The following is a 16,095-nucleotide window of genomic DNA, read 5'->3' on the forward strand; positions in this document are numbered from 1 at the left end:
GGCTCTATGCTGCATTGCACAATGGAGATGGGCTTGGCCCGGAAGTTTCTCTATCTCGTAGTAGGACTCATCGTGCTCGCACTGGCCGCCAACTTCGCCTATCGATTCTGGGGCATCGAGCTGCTCCGCCAGGCATTGGTGCCCAGCGCGGAAGTGGCGCGGCTCTCCGCGCCCGGCGACTATGGCAGGGCCGATCTCTGGCTCGCCCGGCCGGACAAGCCCGGCAATCCGGCGCTATGGACTCCGGACGGCTTCCAGCCGGCGGAGAACCCGCCCGCCGCGATATTCTTCGTCCACCCGACTTCGTTCCTCGATCGCACGCAGTGGAACGCCCCGCTGAACGACGTCGCCGCCAATGCCCGGGCCGAACTGTTCCTGCGCGGCCAGGCGAGCGCCTTCAATTCCTCGGGCCTGGTCTGGGCGCCGCGATACCGCCAGGCGACCTTCGGCGCCTTCCTCACCAGCAAGGCCCAGGCGCAGCAGGCGCTCGACTTCGCCTATCGCGACGTGCTCGCGGCGTTCGACCAGTTCCTCAAGGAAGCCGGCAACCGCCCGATCATCCTCGCCGGCCACAGCCAGGGCGCGCTCCACCTCAGCCGCCTGCTCGTCGACCGCGTCGCGGGCAAGCCGCTGGCGAAACGAATCGTCGCCGCCTATGTGGTCGGCTGGCCGGTCTCGATCACCGCCGACCTGCCGAAGATGGGCCTGCCCGCATGTTCCGGCCCGGACGAGACCGGCTGCATCCTCTCCTGGCAGAGCTTCGCCGAACCCGCCGATCCCTCGCTGATCCTGGATACCTTCGACCAGACGAACGGCTTCACCGGCCAGCCGCGCAAGGGCACGCCGATGGTCTGCACCAATCCGCTCACCGGCAAGCCCAACGACGGCGCGCCAATGGAGGCCAATCTGGGCGGCCTGCTGCCGAGCAGGGACCTGAGCAGCGCCGTGCTCCAGAAGAACCTCGTTCCCGCGCGCTGCGACGGGCGCGGCTTCCTGATGATCGGCAACAGCCCACCCGAACTGGGTCCCTATGTGCTGCCGGGCAACAATTATCACGTGTTCGACTACAGCCTGTTCTGGGCGAACGTCCGCGCCGATGCCGAGCGGCGATTGAAGGCCCGGCGCAAGCTCTGGCCGTTCTAAAGTCCCCTGTCCCGTCATCCCTGCCTTCGCGGGAATGACGATTCTGGTTAGAACGGCCCGATGATCACCACCGCCCCCGCCGACTTTCGCGCCACCCTCCCCGCCGGCGGCCGCCTGATCGGCCTCGACGTCGGCACCAAGACGATCGGCACCGCCCTCTGCGATGCCGGCTGGAGCTTCGCGAGCCCGGCGGAACTGGTCCGCCGCACGAAATTCTCCAAGGACAAGGCCGCGCTCCAGGCGCTGATCGCCGTGCAGCAGGTGAAGGGCATCGTCATCGGCCTGCCCCTCAACCTCGACGGCACCGACAGCCCCCGCACCCAGTCCACCCGCGCCTTTGCCCGCAACATGGCCGATCTGGGCTTCCCCATCCTGCTCTGGGACGAGCGCTGGTCCACCGTCGCAGTGGAGCGTACGCTGATCGAGCAGGATTTCAGCCGCGCCCGCCGCGCGGAAATGATCGACAACATGGCCGCCGCCCATATCCTCCAGGCGGCGATCGACGCGTTGGTGAACGCCTGACCGGCTTCCCCTCTCCGGAGGGGAGGGAGACTCAGCCCCGGTCGAACCGCGCGATCAGCCCGTCCAGCGTGCGCGCGCCGCGCTCGCCGCGTTCCCGCGTCTTGTAAGTCGAATCCCCGGCGTCCGCCGCCTGCAGCCTGCCACAGAACCGGCGCACGTCCGCGCCCAGCATCGCCACGTCCGCGCCGATCCGGTCGAGATCCGCGCGGGCCGCCTTGCGCGCCTTGCGCCCGAGGGCGCCTTCCATCCGCGCGCGATGCTCCGCCGCCGCATCGGCAAAGCCGTCCGCCAGCGCCTCCATCTCGGCAATATAGGACAGCGAGACGAGCTGCGCGGACGCATAGCCGAGCTGATCGTCGCCATGCACGGCATTGGCGCCCACCCGCACCGTCGCCTGGCCGAGATAGAGTCGGGTCAGCCCCGCGAGCGTATGCTCGGCCAGTTCGGCCAGCGCCGCGGTATCGGCGAGCAGCGCGGCGTGGCGCGCGTCCACTGCCGGCGCATAGACCGACACCATCCGGGCGAAACGCGCGCCGTCCGATTGCTGCCGTTCGATCGCCCGCCGCGCGCGGATCAGCCGATCGAGCGGCGCCCCGGCATTCTCGCGGAAGAACTGACGGGACAGCGCCACGACATTCTCCCCGCAATCGCGATGCGCCTGCAACGCGGCCAGCACCAGCATCCGCCGGAGCGGCCGCCAGCGCGCCCGCTCGACCCGCGCCAGCCACCAGGGCAGCAGCACGAGAACGAGCACCAGCCCCAGCACGAAGAAGAACGCCCCGGCCTGGAACGCCGCCAGCCACGCGGGATCGCGCGTCATCCAACCAACAAAGACAGCCCACCAGCCCTGCACGAACGCTCCCCCCGAAACGCAACGCGGCGGACTTCCTATCCGGCATTTGCGGCAGATGCGAGACTCCGCCGCCTCGCGGCTTGCCTCGCCGGCCCGGCGGGTCTAGGCGACGGCTTTAATGCAAGCCTCCGATCATCGCCCCGCAGCCCAGATAAAGGGCCGCGCCGTCTTCCCGCACCGGCACCTCACCGGGATTGCGGGCCTCCAGCCCCATGAGATCATGTTCCTGCTCGACGAGGCCGAGCAGTGGATCGAAGCGAACCGCACCCGCGCGCGCAGCGACCGGCGGCTCGAGGGCATCACCCAGATCAACGCCTTCTTCGAGAATTCCACTCGCACGCTCCTCTCCTTCGAGATCGCCGGCAAGCGCCTGGGGGCAGACGTGGTCAACATGCACGCAGCGCAAAGCTCGGTGAAGAAGGGCGAGACCCTGATCGACACCGCCGTCACGCTCAACGCGATGCGCGCCGATGTGATCGTGATCCGCCACATGGCCTCGGGCGCGGTGCAGCTGATCGCCGACAAGGTCGATTGCCCGGTGCTCAACGCCGGCGACGGCTGGCACGAGCACCCGACCCAGGCGCTGCTCGACGCGCTCACCATCCGCCGCCGCCGCGGCGCGGTCGCCGGCCAGCGCGTTGTGATCTGCGGCGACCTGCTCCACAGCCGTGTCGCCCGCTCGAACATGTTGGCGCTGACCGCATTGGGCGCGGAGGTCCGCGTGGTCGCACCCTCCACGCTGATGCCCCCGGCGATCGAAGGACTCTACGTCACGCCCTTCGTGGATTTCGACGCCGCGCTGGAAGGCGCCGATGTCGTGATGATGCTCCGCGTCCAGAACGAGCGGATGGCCGGCGGCTTCATCCCCTCCACCCGCGAGTTCCATGCCCGCTATGGCCTCACGCCCGAGCGGCTCGCCCTGGCCAGGCCCGATGCGCTGGTAATGCATCCGGGCCCGATGAACCGCGGCGTAGAGATCGACAGCGCGATCGCCGACCATCCGGAGCGCAGCGCGATCACCGAGCAAGTGGAGATGGGCGTGGCCGTCCGCATGGCCTGTCTGGACGTCCTCACCAGAGCCGAGCGCGGCGTGGAGGGCTGGGCATGAGCCGGGTGTTCGAGAACGTCAAAGTCCTTGGCGGCGGCGCCAGCTTCGCCTTTGACGGCGAAACCGTCGCCACCGAAACTGCCGGCGCCGAGACCATCGACGGCAAGGGCCTCACCCTCGCCCCCGGCATCGTCGACCTGGGCGTGTTCGCCGTGGACCGCGCCGCCTGCCGGGCCGGCGGCATCACTCGAGTCGGGCTGATGCCCGATCAGTCGCCGATCCTCGACGATCCCGGCATCATCCGCCGCGCCGCGCTGATGGGGAAGCCCGACCTGTGGGTCCATCCGCTCGCCGCCGCCACGCGCGGCCTCCAGGGTGCCGACCTGGCCGAGATGGCGATCAACGCATCTGCGGGCGCCAGGGCCGTCGCCACCGGCCGCCGCTGGATCGCGGACGCGAGCGTGATGCGCAAGGTGCTTGCCTATGCCCGCGATTGCGGCCTTGCCGTCATCGCCCATGCCGAGGATGGCGGGCTCGCGGGCGACGCGGTCGCGACCGAAGGCCTCACCGCCACGCTCCTGGGCCTTGCCGCCGCCCCCGCCATTGCCGAGGCACTGGCGATCGCGCGCGACACGATGCTCGCCGAAGACACCGGCGCCCGCATCCATTTCCGCCAGGTCACCACCGCCGCCGGGCTCGACCTGGTCCGCCAGGCCAAGCGCCGCGGCGTGAAGGTCACCTGCGGCGTCACTCCGGCGCACTGGCTGCTCTCGGACATCGACGTCAGCGACTATCGCACCTATGCCCGCCTCTCGCCGCCGCTGCGCGGCGATGGCGACCGTCAGGCGGTTCGCGCCGCGCTCGCCGACGGTACGATCGACGTGATCGCCTCGGGCCATGATCCGCGCGGGCCCGAGGGCAAGCGCCTTCCCTTCGCCGACGCCGAAGAAGGCATGTCGGGTGCCGAGACGCTGCTCGCCCTGTCGCTCGGCCTGGTCCGCGACGAAGTGCTTACGCTGGAACGCCTCTTCGAGCTGCTTGCCGCCAACCCGGCACGCATCCTCGGCCTGGACGCCGGCACGCTGGACGCCGGCAAGCCGGCCGACTTCATCCTGTTCGATCCCGAAGCACCCTGGGCGATCGACGCCACGCAGATGAAGGCGCGCGCCGGCAACACGCCGTTCGACGGACTGCCGGTGCAGGGCAAGGTCCGCCGCGTCTTCAAGGGCGGGCGGGAGATCGAATAGAGTCGCCGGAGCCCCGCTCCTGGACCGTCACCCCCTCGCCGGCCTGGCCAGGTTCGCCGCCACCGCCTCGCGGATCAGCGCCTTGAGCGCCTCCGCATCGATCGTCTCGCCCTCATGGATGTCGATCGCGCGGCGGACATTCCCGTCCAGGCTCGCATTGAACAGGCCCCCGGGATCCGCCAGGGCCGCGCCCTTGGCGAAGGTCAGCTTCACCGCTGCCTTGTAGGTCTCGCCGGTGCAGAGAATGCCGGCATGTTCCCACACCGGCACGCCGCGCCACTTCCACGCCTCTTCCACCTCGGGATCGGCTTCGCGGATGATTGCCCGCACCCGTGCCAATGTCTCGCCGCGCCAGTCGTCCAGGGCGGCGATGCGGGCGTCGATCTGCTCGGCGGCGGTCTTGTCTTCGCTCATGCGTTCCTCGCGAGATAGGGCCGGGCGAACATGTAGAGCCCCGTCGGCAGCAGCACCAGCAGCGGGATCACCGCGACCAGCCCGAGCCACATCGCATTGCTCCCCATGATCACCGCGACGATGTTCACGATCGCAGCGATGCTGAAGACGATTCCGGTCCAACGATGAATCTGGCGGATCATGGCTGCCTCTCCGTAAAATACATAACCATTCGGCTATGCATTTCTCATAACCATCAGGTTATCCGTTCGTCAAGCGCGAGAAAAAGGCCGAGGCGTTGCCGCCCCGGCCTCTCTTTTCCCGATGGGAGAGGGAAACTCGTTCAGCGCGAAGCCAGGCGCGTGCCCGACTTGGCCCAGGCCGCCAGCGCGTCGCCCGCGCCGGCGCGCACGAAGCAGGTCTGGCCACTCGCCTTCACCTGACGGCACAGCGCCTCGGCGTCGCCGCGGCCATAGCCGCCCACCGACAGGCGATAGAAGCTGCCGGCCCGGGTCGAGACCTTGGCGCCATAGGGCGTCTGCCCCGAAAGCGCCGGCACCCGGGCCCCGAAGCGGCTCCACGCGTCGCGGGCTACCGCCGGGTTCGCATAGGCGCCGAGCTGGACGAAGAAATTGCCGCGCGACGGCCTGGCCGACGCGACCTTCTCGATCGCCGGTGCGCGCGCACTCGGCGATGCGATGGCGACGGGCGCGCGGACCGCGGCGGCGGGAACCGCCTGCACCACTTCCTCGCGCGGGCCGAATACGACGCCGCCATTGGTGCCGGCGACCGGCGCGACCTCGACCGCGGCCGTCGCGGTTACGGAAGCGGCCGCGGCGGCGCCGCCGGTCTCGACTGCGACTGCCTGGGCATTGGCCGGAACGCCCGGCATGTAGCTGTCGACCGCGTCCTGCGCCGGCACGGTCTGCACCGGCTGAGTCGCGGCGGCGGCGAGCATCACGTTCTGCTGGGCGAGCGCGAGGCGGACCGGCTGGCCGGCGTCCTGCACCGGCGTCACGCCGAGCAACGACGCAACCTGGTCATAGGCGTTGGTCGGGCGGGCGAAGCTCACCCATTGCATCATGCGCGCACCGATCTGGTCGGGCGCCACGTCGACCACGGCGACTTGCTTGGCTTCGGCCCAGCGGCCTGAGAGCGCCAGCGCGAGCGCGAGATTCTGGCGGGTCTTGGCAGTGGCGTCCTCGGCCCGGGCGGCGGGCTCCAATATCTCGACCGCCTTCACCGGATCGCCGGCCAGCGCGAAGGCAAGGCCGCGATCGGCGGCGGGGATCGTACCTTCATGCGCCTGCAGCATCGCACGCGCGCCCGGCCAGTCGCCGCCGGCGATCTTGGCGAGAACGAGGTTGAGCGCCACCCGGCCGTCGCCGGGGTTGAGCGTCAGGGCGTCGCCCAGCGCCTGGTTCGCAGAGGCGAAGCGGCCGGAGAGCAGATAGGCCTGGCCCAGCAGCGCGCGATACTCGGCATTCTGCGGATCATTGGCCACCGCCGCCTCGGCGTGCGCAACCGCGTCGCCGGCCTTGCGCCGGGCGATCGCCTTGCGCGCCTGGCCGGCTTCCTGCGCCGCCTTCTTCGCATTGGGCGCGTCGGTCGCGAAGGCCGAGAGCACGAAGCCCTGGGTCGCGATGCCGGCTGCCAGCGTGCCGCCGGCCGCGAGCGCCGAGAGGCCGATCACGAGCTTGCTACGGGTCTTCATCATCCGTTCCTTCAACGGTTCCCGGCCGGGCCGACCTGACGCGCGAGCGTCTCGACCTCGGTCAGCGATTCGAGAAAGGCGTCGAGCGCCTCGGTCACGAGCTGTTGCGCCGAACGATTGGTGACCGCCGATGCGAGGCGCAGGCGCAGATGCCGGTCATTGTCGAGACGGAGCGTGAACGCCGCCTTGGATTTCCGCGCCACTTCGCGGGCGAGCCGTTCGGCGGCAGCCGGAGCCAGCGCGGCGCGCGGCGCGACCGGAGCGGACGACGGCGCGGTCGCGGCCACGGGCGCCGGTACCGGCGGAGCGGCCACCGGCTCGGGCGCACTGAACCGCTCGTCGAGCTGCTCGATCTGGCGCAGCACCTGCGGCTTGGGTGCCGGCATCGGCGCCGGCTCGGGCGCGAATTGCTGAGCATGGTGCGCATGGGCGTGATCGTCACCCATGTCGTTCCAGCCGAGATCCTCCTGGGCGGTCGCCGGATTGAGGCCGACGAAACCCTGCGGGCGCATCGCCGGGCGTGCCTGGCCCTTGCGGGCGAGCAGGCTCGAGGAGAGCGAGGCAGTGGGCTTGGGGGTGCCGAACATCAGCTCACCACCCTGCGGCCGAAGCCGCCAGCCGGGCGCGGCGCGCCGAATTGATTGACCGCGGTCGGCGCAGCGAAGACGGTACGGCGGAAATTCTTCTCCAGCCGGTCGTTGATATAGGTCCACAGCGCGGCGACCTCGCCGGCCGAGCGGCCGTTCGGATCGACTTCCATCACGGTGCGCCCGTCGATCATCGAGGCGGCGAAATCGGTGCGGTGATGCAGCGTGATCGGCGCGACGGTGCCATGCTGCGACAGCGCCACCGCGGCCTCGCTGGTGATCCGGGCCTTGGGCGTGGCGGCGTTGACGACGAAGATCAGCGGCTTGCCCGCGCGGTCGCACAGATCGACCGTGGCGCCCACGGCGCGCAGGTCGTGCGGCGACGGGCGCGTCGGGATCACGATCAGCTCGGCCACCGCGATCACGCTCTGGATCGCCATGGTGATGGCCGGCGGCGTGTCGATCACCGCGAGCTTGAAGCCCTGTTGGCGCAGGATCTCGAGATCCGAGGCCAACCGCGCAACCGTGGTCTGCGCAAAGGCCGGAAGATCCGTCTCGCGCTCGTTCCACCAATCGGCGAGCGAGCCCTGCGGATCGATGTCGATCAGCACGACCGGGCCGCACCCGGCCCGTTCCGCCTGCACGGCGAGATGGCCCGACAAGGTCGTCTTGCCGGATCCGCCCTTCTGCGATGCCATCGCGAGAACGCGCATGAACCCCCTCGAAATACCAGTTACCCGAGGGTGGGGATGCCATGCCGGCGTCTAAGAATGCGTTAACGGCGTTCCGCCCCGGGATTCTCCGTACGTGCGGCCGGGTAAGGATTTCTTTCACAAACGATGGTTAACTGGCATTTATCCAATCTTGCCGGGGCGGGAGTCGAAGGTCGCATGAAGCTTCTCGGGTTGATCGCTGTTGCCGGGATGGCGCTCGCCGCCCCGCTTGCGCTCGCGCAGGAGAATCCGGTCAAGGCCGGGGTCGAGGCATGGGAGCGCGGCGACTATAAGGGCGCGGTCGATCGCTGGCGCAGCCCGGCGATGAAGGGCGATGCCGATGCGCAGTTCAACCTCGGCCAGGCCTATAAGCTCGGCCGCGGCGTCACCGCCGATCTGAACCAGGCCGAGCTCTGGTACGGCAAGGCAGCCGCGCAGGGCCATGAGCAGGCCGAGGCGAGCTACGGCCTTGCCCTCTTCGCCAACGGCAAGCGTGACAAGGCCGCCCCCTGGCTCCAGCGCGCCGCCGGCCGCGGCGATCCGCGTGCGCAGTACGTCCTGGGCACGATGTATTTCAACGGCGACGCGGTCCAGAAGGACTGGGTACGCGCGTATGCGCTGGTCACCCGCGCCTCGCAGTCCGGCCTGGCCGAAGCCTCGAGCGCGCTTGCGCAGATGGACAAGTACATGACGGTGCAGGACCGCCAGGCGGGCCTGACCCTGGCGCGCAAATATGAGGAGGAGGCGAACCGCGCGCCCCTGCCCGGCAAGGCATCGCCCCCGGCAGAAGTCGCGGGCACGGCGCCGCCGCGCACCACGCCCGTCCGCACTCCGCCGCGCACCGGCAGCGCCACCCCGCCGCCCGCCCCGGCCAAGGTCGCCACGGCAGCACCGCCTCCCGCGGCGATGCGCGACGGCGGCTGGCGCCTCCAGCTCGGCGCGTTCGGCGACCCCGGCAATGCCCGCAAGCTCTGGGGCCAGGTCGGCGCGCGTTTCCCGGGCCGGCAGGTTTACTATGTGAAGGCGGGCACCCTCACCAAGGTGCTGGTCGGCCCCTTTGCCAACCGCGGCGAGGCGGCGGGCGCCTGCCGCGGCGTGAGCCCTTGCGTGCCGGTGAGCCAATAGTCATATCGCGCCTGCAACAGAGATGCGTGTAGGGACGTTCGAGCATGATGATCCGTTTCCTCGCGCTCGCGCCCTTGCTCGCCATCGCCCTGCCCGCGCATGCGCAGGATGACGAGCCCAAGCCGCCGCGCCGCTACCGTGTCTCGCTCGGCCCCCAGCTCACCCCCAATTATCCCGGGGCGGACAAGCTGCAGCTCACCCCGATGGTCGACGTTGCCATCGCGCGCGGCGACGCGCCCTTTCCCTTCGTCGCGGCGGACGACAGCTTCGGCTTCGCTGCATTCGAGGGCGGCGGGTTCGAGATCGGCCCGGCCGCCAATTTCCAGGGCTCGCGGCGCCGCAGCGAGGCCGGCGCCCCGGTCGACGAGGTCGGCACCACGATCGAGCTGGGCGGCTATGCGCAATATTGGCTCGCCAAGTCGCTGCGCCTCCACACCGAGCTGCGCAAGGGGATCAACGGCCATAAGGGCCTGATCGGCGGCGTCGGGCTCGACTATGTCGCGCGCGACGGCGACAAATGGCTGGTCTCGGTCGGGCCGCGCATCACGCTGTCCGATGCGAAATATCGCCGCGCCTATTTCGAAGTCACACCCGCCGTCGCCGCCCGCACCGGCCTGCCGGTCTATCGGGCCGATGGCAGCGCGGTGCAGGCGCTCGGCATCAGCTCGACCGCGACCTGGCAATTCTCGCGCCGCTGGGGCCTGTACAGCTATGCCCGCTATGATCGCCTGGTGGGCGACGGCGCCGATTCGCCCCTTTCGCGCGGGCCGATCGGCAGCCGCGACCAGCTTTCCGGCGGCCTGGGCCTCAGCTTCACCTTCGGCAAGGGCGTGCGCTGAGCCATTCAAACCGGAAGGGACCCGTGGTGACGGAAGGCACGCTGCATCCCTTTGGCGAGGATATCTGGCTGGCGGACGGCCCGGTCGTGGCGGTCGCCGGCTTTCGCTACCCGACGCGGATGGCGGTGATGCGGCTGCCGAGCGGCGCACTCTTCCTCTGGTCGCCGATCGGACTTTCCGATGGCCTGCGCGGCGCAGTCGCGGCGCTGGGCGAGGTCCGCCATCTCGTCGCGCCCAACACGCTGCACGATCGCTTCCTGGGCGAATGGCAGCATGCCTTTCCGCAAGCGACGCTGCACGCCCCGCCCGGCCTGGCCGCCCGACACCCCGATCTGCGCTTCGGCCGCGACCTGGCGGACAGTCCCGGCTTCGCCTGGGACGGCCAGATCGACCAGGTCGGGATCCCGGGCAACCGGATCGCGACCGAGCTGGCCTTCTTCCACCGCCCAAGCCGCACGCTGCTGTTCACCGACCTGATCCAGCACCTCCCCCCGGGCTGGTTCACCGGCTGGCGCGCGATCGTCGCCCGGCTCGACGGGATGACTGCGCCCGAGCCGCGGGTCCCGCGCAAGTTTCGCTACGCCTTTTCCGATCGCCCCGCCGCCCGGGCCGCGATGCGGCGCGTATTGGCGTGGCCGGCGGAACGGCTGGTGATCGCGCACGGACCCCCGATCGCGCATGACGCGCATGCAGTGGTCGCGCGCGCCTTTCGCTGGCTGGGGGTCTAGCCGACCAGCGCTTGCAATGTAGGAAATCCACATGTTCTTGTTTTGTTCGACGACATGACCCGTCGAGCAACGAGGACCAGATTCATGACAGTCAATGTAAAGGATGCCCCCTATTCCGCCATGGGCAATGGTCAGGCCGACGACACCGCCGCGATCCAGGCGGCGCTGAACGATCACCACCGGATCTTCATTCCCGCCGGCATCTATCGGATCGATCCATCGATCGGCCTGGTGCTGCGGACGGGCAGTCAGATCGTCGGCGAGGGCCGCGGCGCCACCATCCTGCAGGCCTTGCCCGGCGGCGGCTCCATCGCCCAGCTCGCCGGCTATGGCGGCGGCTCGATCATCCGCCGGGCCTTCAACCCGAACAGCACGAACGACTATGTCACCGATGTGGTGCTGCGCGACTTCGGCGTCGTCCTGACCCATCCGGACAACGGCATCACCACCACGCAGATCCAGATCGGCATCGATCTGCGCAACATCACCCGCTCGATCGTCGAGCGCGTGCATGTCGGCAATCTCGCGCCCGAGAACGGCGTTCTGACCAAGCCCAAGACGCCCAATTACGCATATGACGTCCAGGGTTACGGCATGGTGATCGGCAATATCAGCAGCGGCGTCACGCTGCCCGGGCCGGACAAGCAGAAGCCCTATGCCGGCGGGGAAGTGAACACGATCCGCAACTGCGCGGTCTGGGGGGCGTACAAGCTCATCACGCAGGATGACGGCGATCTCTGCCCGCTCTCCGCGGCGCATGCGACGACCATCGACACTTGCGACCTTCAGGCGGGCCACCACATCCTCGTCCAGGAGAGCCCCTATGCCACCGGCAATGCATGGCGCGGCAACACCCTGCAGGCCGTAGTCAAGCAGGCCGGCAACGCCAATTCCAGCTTCCTGCTCCGCGTCGAGGGCTATAACAATCAACTGGCCGATGGCTATATCGAGGGCCAGGACTGGACGGGCAACGTGCCCCAGCTCGACTATCTCCTCTATCTCGGCACCAGCTCGCACAACAACCGGATCGCGCTTCCCTATTTCGCCTATGCGTCGCTCGCCGCGCAGATGGTGGACAATGGGCGGAGGAACATCGTGACCGGATACGAAGCCGAACCGCAGTTCACCGACCATGACGATGATCCGGCCACGCCGCCGGTGGAAACGTCCAAGGCTTCGTTCGGCCCGGCCTTCACGCTCTATGACGGCGCGCATGCCGAACCCTGGGTGAAGTTCCATTGGGACGGCACCCAGGTGGTGATCGACGGCGGCCAGGGCGCCTCGGTGATCCGCGTCGGCGTGGGCGACTATCTGGTCAACTGGGACAAGCCGTTCCGCAGCGACGACTATGCGCTTTCGGCATCGCTCAACACCAATAGCTCCGGCCATCCGGGCTCGATTACGCTCGGCAGCCAGACCGAAGCGAATGCGCGCTTCTATACCTATATCGATGCCGGCGGCCCGCTCGCCCAGGCCGATCCGCAGTTCCTGTACGTATCGGCCAAGAACGGCTGATCCTGCCCGGCTCCCGTGCCTTTTGGCGCGGGAGCCTCAGCCTCGAACCCAATCCTTCGCCGCGATCCCCTGCGCATGGAGCAGCGCGGTCAGGTCGCCATGGTCGATCCGCACCCCCGCGGCCGCCGCGACGATCGGCTTGGCGTGATAGGCCACGCCCAGCCCGGCCTCGCGGATCATCGCCAGGTCGTTGGCGCCGTCGCCCACCGCCAGCGTCTCCGCCGCGGCCAGCCCCAACTCGCCGCGCACCGCCACCAGCGTCTCCAGCTTGGTGTTGCTGTCGACGATCGGCCGCTCGACCGTGCCGTCCAGCGCGCCGTCCGCGATCCCCAGCCGATTGGCGATCACCCGGTGAAAGCCGATCTCCGCCCCCACCGGCTCGGCGAAACGCGTGAACCCGCCCGAGACCAGCACGCAAGTCGCGCCGCGTGCGCGCATCGTCCGCACCAGCGCCTTCGCGCCCGGCATCAGCTTCACCCGCTCCGCCAGGCATTGCTCGATCGCCCCTTCGGACAGCCCCATCAGCAGCGCCACCCGCGCATCGAGCGCCGCGCCGAAATCCAGCTCGCCGCGCATCGCCCGCTCGGTCACTTCGGCGATCTGCGGCTTGATCCCGGCATAGTCGGCCAGCTCGTCGATGCACTCCACGGTGATCATCGTCGAATCCATGTCGGCGACCAGCAGCTTCTTCTCCCGCCCGGCAATCGGCTGCACCGCCGCGTCGCAAGCGGGGAACGCGCCTTCCAGCGCGGCGCGCGCGGCATCGGGATGCATGGCGAATTCGAGGTCCGCCGCGCGCCCCTCGTCGATCCAGCGCGACGCCCCCGGGGCGCAGCCCACCGCCGCCAGCCGGTCACCCGCCTCGGAAAGCTGCCCCGCGGTCAAACCCTCTGCTATAAGCGTCGCAATGAACATCGGATCCCCTGACCTGCCTTTGGTGGCGCTCATCGCAGGGCCGACCGCGAGCGGCAAGTCCGCGCTCGCGCTGGCGCTGGCCGAGAAGCATCGCGGCATCGTGATCAACGCGGATTCGATGCAGGTCTATGCGGATCTGCGCGTGCTCACCGCCCGCCCCACCGCCGAGGAGGAGAAGCGCGCGCCGCACCGCCTGTTCGGCCATGTCGATGGCGCCGATGCCTATTCCGCCGCGCGCTGGGCGGCCGAGGCGCGCGGCGCGATCGCGGAGGCGCATGCGGCGGGCCGCCTCCCCATCCTGGTCGGCGGCACCGGCATGTATCTGCGCACCCTGATCGAAGGGATCGCGCCGGTGCCCGAGATCGATCCGGAAGTCCGCGCCGCGGTCCGCGCCATGGCCGTCGCCGATGCGCATGCCGAGCTGTCGCGGCTCGACCCCGAGACCGCCGCACGGCTCAAGCCCGCCGATACCGCCCGCGTGTCGCGCGCGCTCGAAGTCGTCCGCTCCACCGGCAAGTCGCTCGGCGCATGGCAGGCGCAGCGTCACGGCGGCATCGGCGGCGAGGTGCGCATCGCCGCGCTGATCCTGCTGCCCGACAAGACCTGGCTTGCCGACCGGATCGACCGCCGCTTCCGCCACATGGTCCAGGTGGCGCAGCGAGAGGTCGAGGCGCTGCTCGCCCGCACCGACGTGCCGGACGACGCACCGGTGCTGCGCGCGATCGGGGTGCGCGAGATCGGCCTGGCGCTCCAGGGCGAGAGCAACATGGACGAGGCGCATTTCGCCGGCTCGCTCGCCACCCGCCAGTACGCCAAGCGCCAGTACACCTGGTTCCGCCGCCAGCCCCCACCCGAATGGGAACGCACGGGAGAGACACAAACGAACAGGCTCGTTGAGAAATTCGAAACAAAATTGCTATAATGCGGCTTGACGCGTAGTTTTCGTGCAGGTAGCAGCGCCCTTCGGCGGTGCGTTTTGCACTGCAACCAACGGAGGCCGATGTGACCGAGAAGAGTGGAGCAGACATCCTGATCGAGACGCTGTGCGATCTCGGTGTGGAAGTCGTGTTCGGCTATCCCGGCGGCGCGGTGCTTCCGATCTACGATGCCATCTTCAAGCAGGATCGCATCAAACATATTCTTGTCCGCCACGAACAGGCGGCGACCCATGCGGCCGAGGGCTATGCCCGCGCCACCGGCAAGCCGGGGGTCGTCCTCGTCACTTCGGGCCCGGGCGCGACCAACGCCGTCACCGGCATCACCGATGCGCTGATGGATTCGATCCCGATGGTCGTCATCACCGGCCAGGTCCCGACGGGCCTGATCGGCACCGATGCCTTCCAGGAAGCGGACACGGTCGGCATCACGCGCCACTGCTCGAAGCATAATTATCTGGTGAAGGACCCCGCCCGGCTCGAACCGACGATCCGCGAGGCCTTCTACATCGCCACTTCGGGCCGCCCGGGCCCGGTGGTGATCGACATCCCCAAGGACGTCCAGGTCGCGACTGCGCGGCGCGGCGAGAACGCCCCGATCTCGCACAAGACCTATCGCCCGCAGGTCGAGCCCGATGCGGCGGCGATCGAGAGGGCGGTCGACATGCTGGCCGCGGCCGAGCGCCCGATCTTCTACACCGGCGGCGGGATCATCAATTCGGGGCCCGAAGCCGCGCGCCTGCTGCGCCAGCTCGCGGAGATCACCGGCGCGCCGGTCACCTCGACGCTGATGGGCCTCGGCGCCTTCCCCGCCTCGGATGAGAAGTGGCTGGGAATGCTGGGAATGCACGGCACCTACGAAGCCAATATGGCGATGAACAAGGCCGATCTGATCATCGCCCTGGGTGCCCGTTTCGACGACCGCGTCACCGGCCGCCTCGATGCCTTTTCGCCGAACAGCGCGAAGATCCATGTCGATATCGACCGGTCGAGCATCAACAAGAACGTCCGCGTCGACCTGCCCATCGTGGCGGACGTCGGCCGGGCGATCCAGGCGATGATCGATGCGTATCAACGCCGGAAGCACCCCCGTCCGGACCTGTCCGAATGGTGGAACCGCATCCAGGGCTGGCGCCAGACCCGCTGCCTGGACTTCCAGGAGGCCGATCCCAAGGTCATCATGCCGCAACGTGCCATCCGGGCGTTGTGGGAAGCCACGAAGGACAGGGCGCCGATCGTCACCACCGAAGTCGGCCAGCACCAGATGTGGGCCGCCCAGCATTTCGACTTCGAGGACCCCAACAAATGGCTGACTTCGGGCGGCCTGGGGACGATGGGCTATGGCCTGCCGGCCGCGATCGGCGCCCAGTTGGGCCATCCGGACGCGCTGGTGATCGACATCGCCGGCGAAGCCTCGATCCAGATGAACATCCAGGAGCTGGCGACGGCGACCCAGTATCGCCTGCCGGTCAAGATCTTCATCCTGAACAACGAATATATGGGCATGGTCCGCCAGTGGCAGCAGCTGACCTATCAGTCGCGCTATTCGGAGAGCTACAGCGACGCGCTGCCCGATTTCGTGAAGCTCGCGGAGGCTTATGGCTGGAAGGGCGTCCGCATCGAGACGCGCGACCAGCTCGATGCCGGCATCGCCGAGATGCTCGCGCATGACGGGCCGGTGCTGGTGGATTGCAGGGTGGCCAAGCTCGCCAACTGCTTCCCGATGATCCCGTCGGGCGCCGCCCATACCGAAATGCTGCTCCAATCGGCCGAAGTCTCGGGCGAAATGGACGACGAAGCCAAGGCGCTGGTCTGATC

17 protein-coding genes are annotated in these 16,095 nt (G+C 68.9%); 10 read left to right on the forward strand and 7 right to left on the reverse strand.

Annotated features, from left to right (window positions below; all coding sequences use genetic code 11):
• Positions 1-33: 33 nt before the first annotated feature.
• Entirely contained in the window at positions 34-1,143 is a 1,110-nt protein-coding gene (locus tag BGP17_RS18020; protein ID WP_286712979.1) for a DUF3089 domain-containing protein, read from the forward strand.
• 60 nt (positions 1,144-1,203) lie between these two features.
• Complete coding sequence (gene ruvX / locus BGP17_RS18025; RefSeq protein ID WP_286712980.1) at positions 1,204-1,665, forward strand: Holliday junction resolvase RuvX; 462 nt, start codon at positions 1,204-1,206, stop codon at positions 1,663-1,665.
• A gap of 31 nt (positions 1,666-1,696) precedes the next feature.
• On the opposite strand, the gene BGP17_RS18030 is transcribed toward ruvX, so the two are convergent.
• Entirely contained in the window at positions 1,697-2,485 is a 789-nt protein-coding gene (locus BGP17_RS18030) for a hypothetical protein (protein ID WP_286712982.1), read from the reverse strand.
• A gap of 151 nt (positions 2,486-2,636) precedes the next feature.
• On the opposite strand from BGP17_RS18030, the gene BGP17_RS18035 reads away from it, so the two are divergent.
• The gene (locus tag BGP17_RS18035; protein WP_167298267.1) at positions 2,637-3,626 is read left to right on the forward strand and encodes an aspartate carbamoyltransferase catalytic subunit; all 990 of its coding nucleotides are present in this window, start codon (positions 2,637-2,639) and stop codon (positions 3,624-3,626) included.
• Positions 3,623-4,813, forward strand: coding sequence for a dihydroorotase (locus BGP17_RS18040; RefSeq protein ID WP_286712984.1), 1,191 nt, complete (start codon positions 3,623-3,625; stop codon positions 4,811-4,813). The genes BGP17_RS18035 and BGP17_RS18040 overlap by 4 nt, the downstream gene beginning before the upstream one ends.
• A gap of 27 nt (positions 4,814-4,840) precedes the next feature.
• On the opposite strand, the gene BGP17_RS18045 is transcribed toward BGP17_RS18040, so the two are convergent.
• From BGP17_RS18045 to BGP17_RS18065, 5 genes are all read right to left on the reverse strand, one after another.
• The gene (locus BGP17_RS18045) at positions 4,841-5,227 is read right to left on the reverse strand and encodes a DUF1801 domain-containing protein (RefSeq protein WP_286712985.1); all 387 of its coding nucleotides are present in this window, start codon (positions 5,225-5,227) and stop codon (positions 4,841-4,843) included.
• Entirely contained in the window at positions 5,224-5,409 is a 186-nt protein-coding gene (locus tag BGP17_RS18050) for a hypothetical protein (protein ID WP_167298264.1), read from the reverse strand. Before BGP17_RS18050 ends, BGP17_RS18045 begins: the two co-directional genes overlap by 4 nt.
• Positions 5,410-5,549: 140 nt before the next feature.
• Positions 5,550-6,920, reverse strand: coding sequence for an SPOR domain-containing protein (locus BGP17_RS18055; protein WP_286712986.1), 1,371 nt, complete (start codon positions 6,918-6,920; stop codon positions 5,550-5,552).
• An 11-nt stretch (positions 6,921-6,931) separates the two neighbouring features.
• Positions 6,932-7,507, reverse strand: coding sequence for a hypothetical protein (locus BGP17_RS18060; protein ID WP_286712987.1), 576 nt, complete (start codon positions 7,505-7,507; stop codon positions 6,932-6,934).
• Complete coding sequence (locus BGP17_RS18065; RefSeq protein ID WP_086128985.1) at positions 7,507-8,220, reverse strand: AAA family ATPase; 714 nt, start codon at positions 8,218-8,220, stop codon at positions 7,507-7,509. Before BGP17_RS18065 ends, BGP17_RS18060 begins: the two co-directional genes overlap by 1 nt.
• Positions 8,221-8,397: 177 nt before the next feature.
• Between BGP17_RS18065 and BGP17_RS18070 the strand changes: the two genes are divergently transcribed.
• The 4 genes from BGP17_RS18070 (at position 8,398) to BGP17_RS18085 (ending at position 12,427) form a co-directional block, all read left to right on the forward strand.
• Positions 8,398-9,345, forward strand: coding sequence for an SPOR domain-containing protein (locus tag BGP17_RS18070; protein WP_286712988.1), 948 nt, complete (start codon positions 8,398-8,400; stop codon positions 9,343-9,345).
• A gap of 44 nt (positions 9,346-9,389) precedes the next feature.
• Positions 9,390-10,184: a MipA/OmpV family protein gene (locus BGP17_RS18075; protein WP_286712989.1), complete on the forward strand. Its 795-nt coding sequence runs from the start codon at positions 9,390-9,392 to the stop codon at positions 10,182-10,184.
• Between the two features lie 26 nt (positions 10,185-10,210).
• On the forward strand, positions 10,211-10,912 hold the full coding sequence (locus tag BGP17_RS18080) for a DUF4336 domain-containing protein (RefSeq protein ID WP_286712991.1): 702 nt from the start codon (positions 10,211-10,213) through the stop codon (positions 10,910-10,912).
• Between the two features lie 84 nt (positions 10,913-10,996).
• Positions 10,997-12,427, forward strand: coding sequence for a glycosyl hydrolase family 28-related protein (locus BGP17_RS18085; RefSeq protein ID WP_286712992.1), 1,431 nt, complete (start codon positions 10,997-10,999; stop codon positions 12,425-12,427).
• A gap of 36 nt (positions 12,428-12,463) precedes the next feature.
• On the opposite strand, the gene serB is transcribed toward BGP17_RS18085, so the two are convergent.
• On the reverse strand, positions 12,464-13,342 hold the full coding sequence (serB, locus tag BGP17_RS18090; protein WP_286712993.1) for a phosphoserine phosphatase SerB: 879 nt from the start codon (positions 13,340-13,342) through the stop codon (positions 12,464-12,466).
• Here serB and miaA point away from each other — a divergent pair.
• Positions 13,335-14,264, forward strand: coding sequence for a tRNA (adenosine(37)-N6)-dimethylallyltransferase MiaA (miaA, locus tag BGP17_RS18095; protein WP_286712994.1), 930 nt, complete (start codon positions 13,335-13,337; stop codon positions 14,262-14,264). The genes serB and miaA overlap by 8 nt on opposite strands.
• An 80-nt stretch (positions 14,265-14,344) precedes the next feature.
• Positions 14,345-16,093 carry an acetolactate synthase 3 large subunit gene (locus tag BGP17_RS18100; RefSeq protein WP_286712996.1) on the forward strand — a complete coding sequence of 583 codons (1,749 nt, stop codon included), beginning with the start codon at positions 14,345-14,347 and terminating at the stop codon, positions 16,091-16,093.
• Positions 16,094-16,095 lie beyond the last annotated feature (2 nt).

The sequence above is a fragment of the Sphingomonas sp. 67-41 genome (assembly GCF_001899725.1).
In the GTDB taxonomy this organism is placed as follows: domain Bacteria; phylum Pseudomonadota; class Alphaproteobacteria; order Sphingomonadales; family Sphingomonadaceae; genus Sphingomonas; species Sphingomonas leidyi.

What these genes read in the sequence shown, in the direction of transcription:
- BGP17_RS18040 (WP_286712984.1), top strand. Translation starts at nt 3,623, where the DNA reads ATGAGCCGGGTGTTCGAGAACGTCAAAGTCCTTGGCGGCGGCGCCAGC.
- BGP17_RS18030 (WP_286712982.1), bottom strand. Translation starts at nt 2,485, where the DNA reads ATGACGCGCGATCCCGCGTGGCTGGCGGCGTTCCAGGCCGGGGCGTTC.
- BGP17_RS18055 (WP_286712986.1), bottom strand. Translation starts at nt 6,920, where the DNA reads ATGAAGACCCGTAGCAAGCTCGTGATCGGCCTCTCGGCGCTCGCGGCC.
- BGP17_RS18070 (WP_286712988.1), top strand. Translation starts at nt 8,398, where the DNA reads ATGAAGCTTCTCGGGTTGATCGCTGTTGCCGGGATGGCGCTCGCCGCC.
- BGP17_RS18050 (WP_167298264.1), bottom strand. Translation starts at nt 5,409, where the DNA reads ATGATCCGCCAGATTCATCGTTGGACCGGAATCGTCTTCAGCATCGCT.
- BGP17_RS18060 (WP_286712987.1), bottom strand. Translation starts at nt 7,507, where the DNA reads ATGTTCGGCACCCCCAAGCCCACTGCCTCGCTCTCCTCGAGCCTGCTC.
- BGP17_RS18075 (WP_286712989.1), top strand. Translation starts at nt 9,390, where the DNA reads ATGATGATCCGTTTCCTCGCGCTCGCGCCCTTGCTCGCCATCGCCCTG.
- BGP17_RS18035 (WP_167298267.1), top strand. Translation starts at nt 2,637, where the DNA reads ATGCAAGCCTCCGATCATCGCCCCGCAGCCCAGATAAAGGGCCGCGCC.
- miaA (WP_286712994.1), top strand. Translation starts at nt 13,335, where the DNA reads ATGAACATCGGATCCCCTGACCTGCCTTTGGTGGCGCTCATCGCAGGG.
- serB (WP_286712993.1), bottom strand. Translation starts at nt 13,342, where the DNA reads ATGTTCATTGCGACGCTTATAGCAGAGGGTTTGACCGCGGGGCAGCTT.
- BGP17_RS18045 (WP_286712985.1), bottom strand. Translation starts at nt 5,227, where the DNA reads ATGAGCGAAGACAAGACCGCCGCCGAGCAGATCGACGCCCGCATCGCC.
- BGP17_RS18085 (WP_286712992.1), top strand. Translation starts at nt 10,997, where the DNA reads ATGACAGTCAATGTAAAGGATGCCCCCTATTCCGCCATGGGCAATGGT.
- ruvX (WP_286712980.1), top strand. Translation starts at nt 1,204, where the DNA reads ATGATCACCACCGCCCCCGCCGACTTTCGCGCCACCCTCCCCGCCGGC.
- BGP17_RS18065 (WP_086128985.1), bottom strand. Translation starts at nt 8,220, where the DNA reads ATGCGCGTTCTCGCGATGGCATCGCAGAAGGGCGGATCCGGCAAGACG.